The sequence below is a fragment of the Lentzea aerocolonigenes genome, from assembly GCF_000955955.1.
In the GTDB taxonomy this organism is placed as follows: domain Bacteria; phylum Actinomycetota; class Actinomycetes; order Mycobacteriales; family Pseudonocardiaceae; genus Lentzea; species Lentzea aerocolonigenes_A.
Genome location: NZ_JYJG01000196.1, coordinates 22,225 through 34,467 on the forward strand (window position 1 = coordinate 22,225; position 12,243 = coordinate 34,467).

General features: G+C 67.8%; 14 protein-coding genes and 1 riboswitch. Of the genes, 5 read left to right on the top strand and 9 right to left on the bottom strand.

What is annotated here, in order from left to right:
• Window positions 1-5: 5 nt before the first annotated feature.
• The gene (locus UK23_RS24865; protein WP_045314029.1) at window positions 6-308 is read left to right on the top strand and encodes a putative quinol monooxygenase; all 303 of its coding nucleotides are present in this window, start codon (window positions 6-8) and stop codon (window positions 306-308) included.
• Here UK23_RS24865 and UK23_RS24870 read toward each other — a convergent pair.
• The 6 genes from UK23_RS24870 to UK23_RS24895 all read right to left on the bottom strand — a co-directional run bounded on the left by UK23_RS24870 (window position 301) and on the right by UK23_RS24895 (window position 3,946).
• Window positions 301-639, bottom strand: coding sequence for a hypothetical protein (locus tag UK23_RS24870; RefSeq protein ID WP_156213364.1), 339 nt, complete (start codon window positions 637-639; stop codon window positions 301-303). The genes UK23_RS24865 and UK23_RS24870 overlap by 8 nt on opposite strands.
• Window positions 640-650: 11 nt before the next feature.
• Window positions 651-1,217: a TIGR03086 family metal-binding protein gene (locus tag UK23_RS24875; protein WP_045314031.1), complete on the bottom strand. Its 567-nt coding sequence runs from the start codon at window positions 1,215-1,217 to the stop codon at window positions 651-653.
• Complete coding sequence (locus UK23_RS24880; protein WP_045314032.1) at window positions 1,217-1,627, bottom strand: hypothetical protein; 411 nt, start codon at window positions 1,625-1,627, stop codon at window positions 1,217-1,219. Before UK23_RS24880 ends, UK23_RS24875 begins: the two co-directional genes overlap by 1 nt.
• Window positions 1,552-2,259 (bottom strand): DUF998 domain-containing protein, encoded by a 708-nt coding sequence (locus UK23_RS24885; protein ID WP_231114658.1) that lies wholly within the window; start codon window positions 2,257-2,259, stop codon window positions 1,552-1,554. The genes UK23_RS24880 and UK23_RS24885 overlap by 76 nt, the downstream gene beginning before the upstream one ends.
• A gap of 95 nt (window positions 2,260-2,354) precedes the next feature.
• The gene (locus tag UK23_RS24890) at window positions 2,355-3,071 is read right to left on the bottom strand and encodes a glycoside hydrolase family 16 protein (protein ID WP_045314033.1); all 717 of its coding nucleotides are present in this window, start codon (window positions 3,069-3,071) and stop codon (window positions 2,355-2,357) included.
• 17 nt (window positions 3,072-3,088) lie between these two features.
• Window positions 3,089-3,946 (bottom strand): LysR family transcriptional regulator ArgP, encoded by an 858-nt coding sequence (locus tag UK23_RS24895; protein ID WP_045314047.1) that lies wholly within the window; start codon window positions 3,944-3,946, stop codon window positions 3,089-3,091.
• Between the two features lie 99 nt (window positions 3,947-4,045).
• Between UK23_RS24895 and UK23_RS24900 the strand changes: the two genes are divergently transcribed.
• Window positions 4,046-4,594: a LysE/ArgO family amino acid transporter gene (locus tag UK23_RS24900; RefSeq protein WP_045314048.1), complete on the top strand. Its 549-nt coding sequence runs from the start codon at window positions 4,046-4,048 to the stop codon at window positions 4,592-4,594.
• Here UK23_RS24900 and UK23_RS51900 read toward each other — a convergent pair.
• On the bottom strand, window positions 4,560-4,727 hold the full coding sequence (locus UK23_RS51900) for a hypothetical protein (protein WP_156213365.1): 168 nt from the start codon (window positions 4,725-4,727) through the stop codon (window positions 4,560-4,562). The two genes, UK23_RS24900 and UK23_RS51900, sit on opposite strands and share 35 nt — an antisense overlap.
• A gap of 64 nt (window positions 4,728-4,791) precedes the next feature.
• Window positions 4,792-5,000: riboswitch (cobalamin riboswitch) on the top strand.
• A 106-nt stretch (window positions 5,001-5,106) separates the two neighbouring features.
• Here UK23_RS51900 and UK23_RS49740 point away from each other — a divergent pair.
• Together UK23_RS49740 and UK23_RS24910 are read left to right on the top strand one after the other, a co-directional pair.
• Window positions 5,107-7,461, top strand: a complete 2,355-nt coding sequence (locus tag UK23_RS49740; RefSeq protein WP_231114659.1) for a ribonucleoside-diphosphate reductase subunit alpha — start codon at window positions 5,107-5,109, stop codon at window positions 7,459-7,461.
• Window positions 7,461-8,495, top strand: coding sequence for a ribonucleotide-diphosphate reductase subunit beta (locus UK23_RS24910; protein ID WP_045314034.1), 1,035 nt, complete (start codon window positions 7,461-7,463; stop codon window positions 8,493-8,495). Before UK23_RS49740 ends, UK23_RS24910 begins: the two co-directional genes overlap by 1 nt.
• Window positions 8,496-8,638: 143 nt before the next feature.
• Here UK23_RS24910 and idi read toward each other — a convergent pair whose 3' ends face one another.
• Window positions 8,639-9,214: an isopentenyl-diphosphate Delta-isomerase gene (gene idi, locus UK23_RS24915; RefSeq protein ID WP_045314035.1), complete on the bottom strand. Its 576-nt coding sequence runs from the start codon at window positions 9,212-9,214 to the stop codon at window positions 8,639-8,641.
• Window positions 9,215-9,326: 112 nt separating this feature from the next.
• On the opposite strand from idi, the gene UK23_RS24920 reads away from it, so the two are divergent.
• Entirely contained in the window at window positions 9,327-9,515 is a 189-nt protein-coding gene (locus UK23_RS24920; protein WP_045314036.1) for an MbtH family protein, read from the top strand.
• On the opposite strand, the gene UK23_RS24925 is transcribed toward UK23_RS24920, so the two are convergent.
• Window positions 9,512-12,049: a glycoside hydrolase family 97 catalytic domain-containing protein gene (locus tag UK23_RS24925; RefSeq protein ID WP_196777871.1), complete on the bottom strand. Its 2,538-nt coding sequence runs from the start codon at window positions 12,047-12,049 to the stop codon at window positions 9,512-9,514. The two genes, UK23_RS24920 and UK23_RS24925, sit on opposite strands and share 4 nt — an antisense overlap.
• Window positions 12,050-12,243: the final 194 nt, after the last annotated feature.

The window sequence follows — 12,243 nt, forward strand, 5'->3', positions numbered from 1 at the left end:
CGCCCATGACGTTCGGCTACATCGGATCGATGAGGACCAAGCCCGGTCACCGCGACGACGTGGTGGCCGTCCTGACCCGTGGTGAGGCCGGCCTGCGGGAGGCGGGCTGCCGCCTCTACGCCGTCGGCCTCGACCCCGAGGACCAGGACAAGATCTGGATCAGCGAGATCTGGGAGTCCGCCCGGCACCACGCCGAGTCGTTGCAGCTGCCCGGGACGAAGGCCGCGATCGCCGAGGCCATGCCCATGCTCACGGGCGAGTTCTCCGGCCAGCGCGTCGAGATCGTCGGCGGGCTGGGCGTCAGCTGACGAGCACGGGCTGCCGCCACGCCTGCACCAGCCACGGCAGGATCCGCGGCATCCGGTCGGCCACGATGTCGTGCAGCACCACGATCATCCGCCCGGACCGCGCGGGCCCGGCGTCGAGCCACACGGCCTGCATCAGCACGCCGGCCTGCAGGTCGAGCCCCGCCTCCGCCCGCGCCAGAGCGGCGTCCGTGGCGGCGGCGGGGTCGACGACCTCGAGGTGCGCGAAGCCGGAACGACACAGTTCGGGATGCAGTTCCACCAGGGAATCCACCGCGGCGGCCAGGCGTCCCACGCCCAGGCCGGCCCGAACCTGCACCGTAATCGCTCTCACGTTAGGAGAGCCTAACTTAGGTTCCAGGCGGGATCGCGCCCACTGAGTCCTAGGACACGGTCGAGCAGAGGCGCGTTCGAGCCGACCTCCACCGCTGCTCCGAAGAGCGAGCCGTCGCGGTCGTCCTGGCCGATCGACGACACGAAGCCGTGGACGACCTGGAGCAGGTCCTCCTCGACGGTGAACGGCTGCCCGGTCGCGCGGGCGAGGTCCCAGCCGTGCAGCACGATCTCGTCGAGCGCCACGGCACCCGCGACCTCGCCGGGCAGGTCGACGCCGCCTGCCCTGGTCATGCCGTCCCAGGCGCCTTTCGCCCGCCACGCTTCCGCGAGCTCGCCCAGCCGTGCGGGGATCGACTCGCGGAAGTCGAGCGGCAGCCGTGACGCGTCACCGGCGGCCGTGCCTTCCAGCGGGGTCTTCAGCGCGGCCATGGTGAACGCCACCGACAGGCCGTTGATGTGGTCGAGCAGATCTCCGACCGAGTAGTCAGGACACGGGGTCGGGGCCTTGAGGTCCCCGTCCGTCACGTTGCGCACCAACCCCGCGAGCCGATCGGCCGCGGGTGTCAAGTCGAACATCAGTAGCCGTCTCCTCCCCAGAAGGTTTCCTCGAGCATGTCCGCCGTGCCGGCGAGCAGCTGGAGCGGGTCGGTGAACTCGTGGATGTCGAGGTCCTGCAACGGCAACGAGTGCCGCACCACGACGTGCTCCCCCATGATCGCGAGACCGCACGCGACGGTGGACCTGCCGACCTCCTCCAGCACCTCGCGGAGGTTCACGTCCTTCGCGAGGCCGCAGGGAGAGGCGATCTGCACCCATTCGTGCATCTTGTCGAGCACTTCCCGGACGATGATCACGACCTGCGTGCGCTCATCGTCGCCCTCGTCCTCGTCCCCGAAGGTGAAGAGGATCCTCAGCTCCTCGTCCTCGTCGTGGACGACGTCGTACTCGGCGCGGACGTAATCCGCGAGGTCTCCCCAACTCGCCATGGCGCAACCCTACTTGCCGCGATCGCCCACAGCCCGGCGACCAGCACAGCCCCCACCTCGACCGCGAGCAAGATCCTCTCGATGTAGCCCAACGGGAACACGCGCCACCACCGAACGTCCGACGCCATCCCCATCGCAATGGCGTAGAGGATCGGCGTGAATGCGGCAACGCTGGCCACACCGGACGCCATCGTGAACTTCGCGTGCCGGCCCCAGACCTCGTCCTCGAGCCACGGCCGGGCCAGCAGGATCATCGCGATCGGCAGGCTGACGAACGCGATCATGCTGCCGAACCGGTGGATGCCGCCGCTGAGCTCGTTGGTGCCCTCCGCCCAGTTCGTCTTGGGGAACGCGACCACGAGCAGCAGCCCCGCCGACCACAGCATCAGCGCGATCGAGCCACCCGACCGCCATTTCGTCAGTCCCTTGTGGACGAGCGCGGCGAGGATGGCCGCGGAACCGATCGCCAGCAGCAGCACCGCGGTGTCGAAGACGGGGCGGTAGTCGCCGAGCGCGTACTCGCTGATCGTGCGGCGCAGCGGGCCGACGGTGAGGTCGAGCAGGCCGACCATGGCCACCGTGGCGACGACGGCGAGTGAACCGCCGGTGGCGGCTAGTCGAGGAATCAGCACACAGCGGCCAACGCCGGGGGGAAGCCGTGCGGTTCCCGGGTTCAGGAAGCCGACAGGATGCTCCCAGGCTACTGACAGGTTCGAGTTGGCAAGGTTCAGCGGTAGGCCCTGAACCATTCGACCTCGAACTCCTTCGGGTAGCGCCCGGCCCGTTCCGGCCCGAACTCGAACACCGCGAGCTGGAACTGCATCGGGTAGTCCGGCGCCTGCAACACCGTGTTGACCAGCTCGTCGTCCACGTAGAAGTCGACCCGGCCGGGCTGCCAGTCCGCGCCGTAGGTGTGGAAGTCGCGGCCGTCGATCGGCACGTCCACGACCTCGAACTCGTCCTTGATCGCCGGGTCGCCGAACGGGTGCACGCCCATCCCGACGCCGGTGTCAGCCGGGTAGACGTGCTTGCCGAAGATCTCGGCGACGCAGATCTCGGCGGAGCGCTCCGGGACGTCCTCCAGGCCGATCATCCACAGCGCGACCATGCAGTCCGGGTCGTCGACGGCCTTGCAGCGGATCTCGAACCGGCCGTACGTCGGGGTGTACAGCCGCAGGTCTTCCTGGGGTTCGCGCACTTCCAGGCCGGGACGGAACTTCGACTGGCCCTGCGTCAGCGCGGTCTGGAAGCCCGAAACCCTGGTGTCGCCGTCGAACTCGGGACACCACGGCTGCTGGTCGGCGTCGATCCTGAGGACCAGGCCGTCGCCGGTCGTGTAGCGGGCTGCGGTGGCCGCACGGGAGCTCCAGTGCGGCAGGTAGTGCGGGTGCCACCGGTCCAGCGTCGTGAACCGGTCTTCGAACTCCAGCTCTCGTCCGGTCATGTCACCGAGGGTAACTCCTACCGCAGCGCAATCGCGGCTTCTCGTCCCACCGCGTCGGCGACCGCGGTCAGTGCCGGGGAGTCGAGCTTCCACTGCTGCCAGTACAACGGGACGTCCACGGTGCGGCCGGGTGCGAGGTCGATGAGACCTTCCTGGAGCTGTTGCGGCGGAACCATTCCCCAGCCGAGACCCGCCACGATCGTCCGCACGTACACCTCGGACGACGGCACGTAGTGGCGGTGGTCGGACGCGCCACGTCCGCGGGTCAGCGTGCGCACGAACCTGTCCTGCAGGTCGTCGTTGCGGTCGAACACCACCACCGGCGCGTCGGGCAGCCACGACTTGACCGGGCCGTCGGCGTACCTGTCCATGAAGGACCGGGTTGCCATTGCCGCGTAACGGATGCTGCCCAGCTTGCGCACCGAACAGCCCGCGACGGGCTCGCGCGAGGACGTCACCGCAGCCATCACCAGACCCTGGCGCAGCAACGCCGTCGTGTGGTCCTGGTCCTCGCGGTGGAGGTCGAACGAGATCTTGAGCTGTGGTGGCACGCGTTGCAGTGCGGGCAGGAACCATGTCGCGAGCGAGTCGGCGTTCACCGCGATCGGCACGCGCACGACGGCGTCCTCGCCCAGGGCCGCGTCGAGGTCCTGGTCCAGAGCGAGCAGTTGCCGACCGTAACGGACCAGCACCTCCCCCGACGGCGTGAGCCGCACCGGTCGCGCCCGCACCAGCAGCACCCGGCCCGTCCGTTGCTCCAGAGCTTTGATCCGTTGCGAGACAGCGGAAGGCGTGACGTGCAGAGTTGCCGCGGCGGCGTCGAACGTGCCCGCGTCGACGACCGCGAGCAGTGTGCGCACCAGATCCAGATCCATCACGACCGCTAATGCTACGTAAGAATCTTTAGCTGGTCTCATCAAGAGCACGTAAATACCGTCGTAGGTGTGACTGACCTGCTGCTCGGCTTCGGCACCATGATGACCCTGATCGTCGCGATCGGCGCGCAGAACGCTTTCGTGCTGCGCCAAGGACTTCGACGTCAAGCCGTGGCAAAGGTCGTTGCCGTGTGCGCGCTTTCCGACGCGATCCTGGTCGCGGTGGGCGTCGCCGGGTTCGGCGCGATCGTGCGCAGGTGGCCACAAGCGATCACCATCGCGGCCGTCGTCGGCGGGATTTTCCTGCTGGGGTACGGGTTTCTGGCCGCTCGCCGCGCGTTCCGGCCGTCCGCGATGCGGGTCGACGGCACCGCTCCGGGCCGCCCGGTGCTCACCGCGATCGCGCTGACGTGGCTCAACCCGCACGTCTACCTGGACACCGTGCTGCTGCTGGGCTCGATCGCGGCCGGACGATGGATGTTCGGAGTCGGCGCGGTGACCGCGAGCATCACGTGGTTCGTCGCCCTCGGCTTCGGCGCCCGCCTGCTCAGCCCGTTGTTCGCGAAGCCCCGCGCGTGGCGGGTCCTGGACGGCGTGATCGCGGCCGTGATGATCAGTCTCGGGCTGACCCTGATCGCCGGGTGGTGATCATCACCAGCACCGCCGACACGGCCAGGACGCCAGTCGTCACGGGTGCCGCGGCACCCACTCCGAGCGACGCCGACGCCAGCCCCGCGCTGACCAGAGCACCGATGACGACCCGCGGCCGAAGATCACCCACGTTGACGACCATAACCCACGACACGCCCATGTTGGGTGGTGATCCAGACCCCACCCCTACATGTAGTATCTGCCGCGCTGGTGGTTCACCGACTCGGAGCAACGGGCTCGGTGAGGCAAGAGGGAACCTGGTGCGAAACCAGGACTGCCCCGCAGCGGTGAGTGGGAACGAAAGCCGTCAACCAAGCACTGGGTAACCCTGGGAAGCGACGGCCGGTAGGCGTTGGTAGTGCGCCCACGAGTCCGAAGACCTGCCACTGGTGTGCGCGCAAGCCTGCGCGCACGACACGGTGCCCCGAGGGAGGGCGGCTGTGTGCACCAGTGGTGTCTTCGCTGGCGTGCGCTGCGCGTTCCCCGGGCTCAGCTCGCGAGGAGAGAGCGTGCCCGACCGCCTTTCAGTGGTCATCAACGAAGCATGTGCCGACCTGCCGAACGCGTCAGCCGAGGCGGTTCTGGCCGAGACGAAGCGAAATCTCTACGCCGGCATCACCGACGCCGAGCTGGCCCTCGCGCCGATCATGGCCGCCCGCACGATGGTCGAGCACGACCCGGACTACTCCTACGTCAGCGCCCGTCTGCTGCTGGACAAGCTGCGCGCCGAAGCGTGCGGCATCCCCTTGTCACACGCGGAGATGACCGAGCGCTACCCGGCGTACCTCGCCTCGTTCGTCGGCTACGGCATCGAACTCGGCCAGCTGGACCCGCGTCTGGCCTCGTTCGACCTGGTCAGGCTCGGTAGCGCTCTGCGGCCGGAGCGCGACCTGAACTTCCAGTTCCTGGGCATGCAGACCCTGTACGACCGCTACTTCCTGCACCACGACGGGCGCCGCTACGAGCTGCCGCAAGCCTTCTTCATGCGCGTCGCCATGGGCCTGGCGCTGGAGGAGGACGACCGCGACGCCCGCGCGATCGAGTTCTACGAGCTGCTCTCGTCGTTCGACTTCATGTGCTCGACCCCGACCTTGTTCAACTCGGGCACCACCCGGCCGCAGCTGTCGTCGTGCTTCCTGACCACTGTGGACGATGACCTCGCCGGGATCTTCCACGGCATCAGCAACAACGCGCTGCTGTCGAAGTTCGCCGGTGGCCTGGGCAACGACTGGACGCCGGTGCGTGGGATCGGCGCGCACATCAAGGGCACCAACGGCAAGTCGCAGGGCGTGGTGCCGTTCCTGAAGGTCGCCAACGACACCGCCGTCGCCGTCAATCAGGGCGGCCGGCGCAAGGGCGCGGTCTGCGCGTACCTCGAAACGTGGCACATCGACGTCGAGGAGTTCCTCGACCTGCGCAAGAACACCGGCGACGAGCGCCGCCGCACCCACGACATGAACACCGCGAACTGGGTGCCGGACGAGTTCATCCGCCGAGTCCGCGCGAACGGCCAGTGGACGCTGTTCTCGCCGGACGAGGTGCCGGACCTGCACGACGCGTTCGGCGACGAGTTCGCCGAGAAGTACCGGGCGTACGAGGAGAAGGCCGCCAACGGCGAGATCAAGGTCTTCCGCCGGCTCCCGGCCGTCGACCTGTGGCGGCGCATGCTCACGATGCTGTTCGAGACCGGGCACCCGTGGATCACGTTCAAGGACCCGTGCAACCTGCGTTCGCCGCAGCAGCACAGCGGTGTCGTGCACTCGTCGAACCTCTGCACCGAGATCACCCTGAACACCACGGTCGACGAGGTCGCGGTCTGCAACCTGGGCTCCGTCAACCTCGCGCAGCACGTGACAGCCGAGGGCATCGACCACGCACGGCTCGAGAAGACCGTGCGGACAGCGGTTCGCATGCTCGACAACGTGATCGACGTGAACTACTACACGATCCCGGAAGCCAGGAACTCGAACCTCAAGCACCGGCCGGTCGGGCTGGGACTGATGGGGTTCCAGGACGCGCTGTTCACGCTCGGCACTCCGATGGCGAGCGAGGAAGCCGTCGAGTTCGCGGACCGCAGCATGGAGGAGATCAGCTACTACGCGATCTCCGCGTCGGCCGAACTCGCGCAGGAACGCGGCGCGTACCAGTCGTTCGAGGGATCGCTGTGGTCGCGGGGCATCCTGCCGATCGACTCCGTGGAGATCCTCGCGGGCACGCGCGCAGAGGGTGAGCTGGAGCAGAACCGCGAGTCCACGATGGACTGGACAACGGTTCGCGAGCAGGTCCGCAAGGGCATGCGGAACTCGAACGTCATGGCCATCGCGCCGACCGCCACCATCGCCAACATCACCGGTGTGAACCAGTCGATCGAACCGCTGTACCGCAACCTCTACGTGAAGTCGAACATGTCCGGCGACTTCACCGTGATCAACCCGGACCTGGTGCGGGCGCTCAAGCAGCGCAAGCTGTGGGACGAGCAGATGATCTCGGACCTGAAGCTGCACGACGGCAGCCTCGGCGCGATCGACCGGGTGCCGCCTTACCTGAAGGCCTTGTACGCCACGGCGTTCGAGGTCGACAGCTCGTGGCTGATCGAGGCGGGCAGCCGCCGCCAGAAGTGGATCGACCAGGCCCAGTCGCTCAACCTCTACCTGGCCGCGCCGAGCGGGCGCAAGCTCGACGAGCTGTACCAGCTGGCGTGGGTGCGCGGGCTGAAGACCACCTACTACCTGCGGACGCAGTCGGCCACGCACGTGGAGAAGTCCACGCTGCAGGGCACCGACGGCAAGCTCAACGCCGTCTCCCCCGTCGCCGTCGACCCGTCCTGCTCCATCACCGACCCCGACTGTGAGGCTTGCCAGTAATGAGTATCGAAGCAGGCGCGGCCCGCGTCAGTGTCGACGACAAGGCGATGATCAACTGCCGCGCCGACGTCAACCAGCTGCTGCCGCTCAAGTACCACTGGGCGTGGGACAAGTACCTCAACGGCTGCAACAACCACTGGATGCCGACCGAGGTCTCGATGCAGGCCGACATCAGCCTGTGGAAGTCCAAGGACGGGCTGACCGAGGAGGAGCGCCGCATGATCAAGCGCAACCTCGGCTTCTTCGCCACGAGCGAGTCGTTGGTGGCCAACAACATCGTGCTCGCGGTGTACCGGCACCTCACCAACCCGGAGTGCCGCCAGTACCTGCTGCGCCAGGCCTTCGAGGAGGCCGTGCACACGCACACGTTCCAGTACATCTGCGAGTCGCTCGGCCTGGACGACGGCGAGCTGTTCAACATGTACCGGGAGATCCCGTCCATCACGGACAAGGCGGCGTGGGCGCTGCAGTTCACGCAGCACCTGGAGGACCCGGAGTTCAGGACCGGTACGCCGGAGAACGACCAGGCGTTCCTCAAGGACCTCGTGGCGTTCTACGTCGTGTTCGAGGGCATGTGGTTCTACACCGGGTTCGCGCAGATCCTGTCGATGGGCCGCCGCAACAAGATGGTCGGCATCGCCGAGCAGTACCAGTACATCCTGCGCGACGAGTCGATCCACCTGAACTTCGGCATCGACGCGATCAACCAGATCAAGATCGAGAACCCGCACCTGTGGAACGACGTGTTCCAGAAGGAGGTGCGGACGATGCTCGCCGAGGGTTGCGAGCTGGAGATCGCCTACGGTCGCGACACGATGCCGAACGGGATCCTCGGCCTCAACGCCGGCCAGTGCGAGCAGTACATGCGGTTCATCACGAACCGCCGGTGCGCGCAGCTCGGGCTCGAACCCGTCTGGGAGGCAACGGAGAACCCGTTCCCGTGGATGTCCGAGATGATGGACCTCAAGAAGGAGAAGAACTTCTTCGAGACGCGCGTGATCGAGTACCAGAACGGCGGTTCGCTGGAGTGGTGAGCTGGGTTTCGTGAGTGGTCGCGGTCCCCGCACGACCACTCACGAACCCATCACATGCACCACGACCCGCGCCCGTACGAGTTCGACCCGGACGGCCGAGGCGCGCCTACAGGCCGTTCAGCACCTGCGGCAGGCGGAGTGCGTCATGCGAGCCGAACGGCGCTGGGCAACCCGTCCCGGCTCGCGACCGGCCACCGCAGCGGGTCCGGGCCGAGCTTCACCAGTTCGGCGATCTGCAGCTTGGACCACGCCGAGACCACGCGCGTGCCGTCGAGCACGGAGGAGGCGAACTCCTGCCACGGCACGCGTTCGGTCGAGTCGACCTCGTCCGGGTTGGGGTTCGGCTCGTCGTCGGAGAGCACCCGGAACACCGGGCACATCTCGTTCTCGACGACGCCGTCCATCTCGGCGCGGTAACGGAACCCGGGCAGCAGCAGCTCCGGGTCCGAGCACTTCAGGCCGAGCTCGTCACTCAGACGGCGCAACACGGCCTGGGCCATGTCCTCGTCCGGCAGCGGGTGGCCGCAGCAGGTGTTGGTCCACACGCCGGGGAAGGTCTTCTTGTGCAGCGCGCGGCGGGTGAGCACGGTGTTGCCCGCCGAGTCGAAGACGTAGCTGGAAAACGCCAGGTGCAGCGGGGTGTCCGCGTGGTGCACGACGGCCTTGTCCTCGACGCCGATGGCCGAACCGTCCTCAGCCAGAAGGACCACCTGTTCCACAGTCACGACTCCACGTAATCACACGAGCGGCCAGATCCGGAAGTCGCACACGTTAAGTGAGCTTGAGCGCGGAGTTAGCCGCGCCCTAGGTGGTCCACGTCACGCTGAGGGCATGACCATCCCGTTCGTTCAGACTCACACCATGTTCCTGGTGCTGGTCAGCCCAACGGGCCAGTACTCGATCTGGCCGGCGGTGCTGCAGGTGCCCGCCGGGTGGCAGGTCGTCCACGGCGTCGCGTGCAAGCAGTCCTGTGTGGACTTCATCGCCGCGGTCCGTGCCGACCTGCCCCTGGCGGCCTAGCAGGTCAGCCGCGCGTCACCCCACACGGCGTTGTCGAGACTGGTGCCGTCGCCGCCATCAGTCACGCGCAACGTCAACGACTTCACGCCGCTCACGTCGACGCTGACCGCCAGCGCCGGGTCGACGGACTTGCGCAGCGGGCTCTCGTAGAGCACCCGGCCGTCGCCGACCACCACGAACGTGACGGATCCTCCGGCACCGGCCGCACGGTCCACGCGGCCGTCGACCTCGTCGTCCACACCGACGGTCGCGTCGAACCTCGTGCACGTCCCCAGCTCGAAGACCTCGTCTGCGGGCGTGGTGCCGATTCCCTTGCCGAACCTGGTGCCGCCCGTCGTCAACGTCCTGCCCTCGACGGAACGGTCGTTGCCCGCCACGTACACCTGTCCGGCCGGCAACGGTTTCCAGACGTGGGTGCGGACGGCCTTCTCCGCCTCGACGCTGGAACTGAAGCGGTAGGGCTGGAACTGCGCCACCGCGGGCACGTCCGTCAGACCCACGACCGGGTTCGCGCCGACCTCGACCGTCCACCTGCCACTGATCGACTCACCGGGCGCCACCCGGAAAGCGCGTGTGGCAGCGGAAGTGCTCCAGCCTGACGGCACGCGTGGCGCGAACGTCACGTCGTAGAGCGGCTGGGCGGAGGTGTTGGTGAAGGTGCTGCTCAACTCGAACGTCTGACCGGGCTGCACCGACACCTGTTCGGGAGTCGTGACCACGGTCGTGGACGGCAGGCCGTACGTGGGGCGCGCGCAGGTGTCCTTGACCGGACGGCAGACCAGCGCGACGAACCCGCCGTCCTTCGCCACCGGAATCGTCAGCTTCTGGTCGGTGACGTGGGTTTCCTTGACCAGCCCGGCCGCACCGTCACGCACGACCTCGACCAGCCAGCGGCCCTTGCCGAGCGTCGGCAGGTCCAGTGTGCGGGCCTCCCCCGCGATGGCGCCACCGACGAACCACCGGTCGTCGCTGCGCCGTGCCATCACCACGCTTTCGGTGGGGCGTCCGGACAGGAGCTTCGTCTCGTCCCACGCGGTCGGCGCCTGCTCCAGGTACCACCGCGCCAACGGGCGGGCGTCGTAGGAGTCCGGCCGTCCGGCGAGGTTCTGGACGCCCGACTCGTAGAGCACGGTCAGCGCCAGCTCGCCGCCGTCGGTGTTGGGACGGGTGCGGTGGAAGCCGCCGGGCGTGTAGTCCATGCCGCCCACCACGTTGCGCGTGAACGGCAACGCGGTGAGGTGGCTCGTGGTGAGGCCGCTGGACTTCTCCGCGCCGTGCACCGCCTCGGTCGTCATGACGTGCGGCCAGGTGCGGTGGATGCCGTGCGGCAGCGTCGCGCCGTGAAAGTTGATCAGGAAGTGCATCTTCGCGGTCTCGGGCAGGATCTCGTCGTACCAGCGGTAGCGCTCCTGGCCGTCGGAGTCCATGAAGTCGATCTTCAACCCCTGCACGCCCCACTTCTGCAGCCACGGCAGGTAGTCCGCGCGCTTCTCCGGGGTGTCGACGCTGCTGAACCGCACCCACGTGTGGATGCCGACCCTGCGCGCCTTGGCGTACTGCACGAGTTCGGGGACGAAGCTCGTCTGGCGCCAGTTCGGGTCGTCGTACCAGCCCGCGTCCACCGTGACGTACGGCCAGCCGCGCGCCGCCGCGTAGTCCACGAACTCCTTCTGCTTGGCCAGGTCCTGCTGCGCGGTGCGGCCGCCGGCGAGCCACGTCCAGATCGCCGGGCCTGGCTTGATCCAGCTGGTGTCGCGGATCCTCGAGGCCGGCGCGAGGTCGTCCACCAGGGTCGACTCGGTGACGGTGGCGAGGCTGCCGACGATCATCGTGCGCCACGGGGTTCTCAGTGCGCCTTGCACCGCGACCTTCTCGTCCCACAGCTTCAGCTGGAACTTGCCGCCGCCGGCGTGCCGCAGGTGACCGCCGGAGTAGCGTCCGTCCACATCGGACTCGGTGATCAGTACGTGCGTGCCGCCGACGTCGAACAGCGCCGGGTGCATGTACTCGGCCTGCTCCGCCGTGCCGGTCCGGTACTGCAGGAACGGGTTCTCGTAGTCGCGGCGGAACTTCGCGAGCCACGCCGTCGAGTCCGCGGGCAGGACGAACGCCGAGGCCTCACCCGTGACGGCGCCGGTGTCCTGGGGCAGCTCGTAGCGGTAGGCGACGCCGTCTGCGGACTCGCGCACGACGAGGTCGAGGTCGTTGACCCCGGCCTTGAACCGGTAGGTCGTCTCGGTGGCGCGCACGGTCCGGTCCAGCTTCTTGCCGGACGTCGTGCGGTAGCGCTCGAAGATCGCCCGCTTCGACTTCCCGGCGAGCGCGAGGCCCTGCGACAGGTCGGCGCGCTCGGTCGTGATCCCGACCGGCGACGGCTGCACGACCGTCCTGACCCCGTACGTCACCGCCAGGGTGACTGTTCCCCCGGAGGTGCTGACAACCGCATGCGGGCCGCTCGGCGCGGCCTGCGCGGGCACGACGACCAGCCCCAGAGCCAGCGCGGCTCCAGAAATGGACGCAGTCAGCGTTCTCACCGCCACGGACACTCCCCTCGTGATCCGGGGCGGCGGTCACCGGAAGACATCCAATGACTCGGACGCTATGCCAGCCATTTCACGCAGTCAATGGATGTAACAACCGCGACAACTCCGATGACTGGCGGCAGCGCCACGAGCCCTGCCGGACTGAACGATGAAGGGAACCTTCATCCACCTGAGGTGGATGAAGG

Coding starts and splice junctions, on each gene's coding strand:
- UK23_RS24865 (WP_045314029.1), top strand. CDS start 6: ATGACGTTCGGCTACATCGGATCGATGAGGACCAAGCCCGGTCACCGC.
- UK23_RS24875 (WP_045314031.1), bottom strand. CDS start 1,217: ATGTTCGACTTGACACCCGCGGCCGATCGGCTCGCGGGGTTGGTGCGC.
- UK23_RS24880 (WP_045314032.1), bottom strand. CDS start 1,627: ATGGCGAGTTGGGGAGACCTCGCGGATTACGTCCGCGCCGAGTACGAC.
- UK23_RS24890 (WP_045314033.1), bottom strand. CDS start 3,071: ATGACCGGACGAGAGCTGGAGTTCGAAGACCGGTTCACGACGCTGGAC.
- UK23_RS24895 (WP_045314047.1), bottom strand. CDS start 3,946: ATGGATCTGGATCTGGTGCGCACACTGCTCGCGGTCGTCGACGCGGGC.
- UK23_RS24900 (WP_045314048.1), top strand. CDS start 4,046: ATGATGACCCTGATCGTCGCGATCGGCGCGCAGAACGCTTTCGTGCTG.
- UK23_RS24910 (WP_045314034.1), top strand. CDS start 7,461: ATGAGTATCGAAGCAGGCGCGGCCCGCGTCAGTGTCGACGACAAGGCG.
- UK23_RS24920 (WP_045314036.1), top strand. CDS start 9,327: ATGACCATCCCGTTCGTTCAGACTCACACCATGTTCCTGGTGCTGGTC.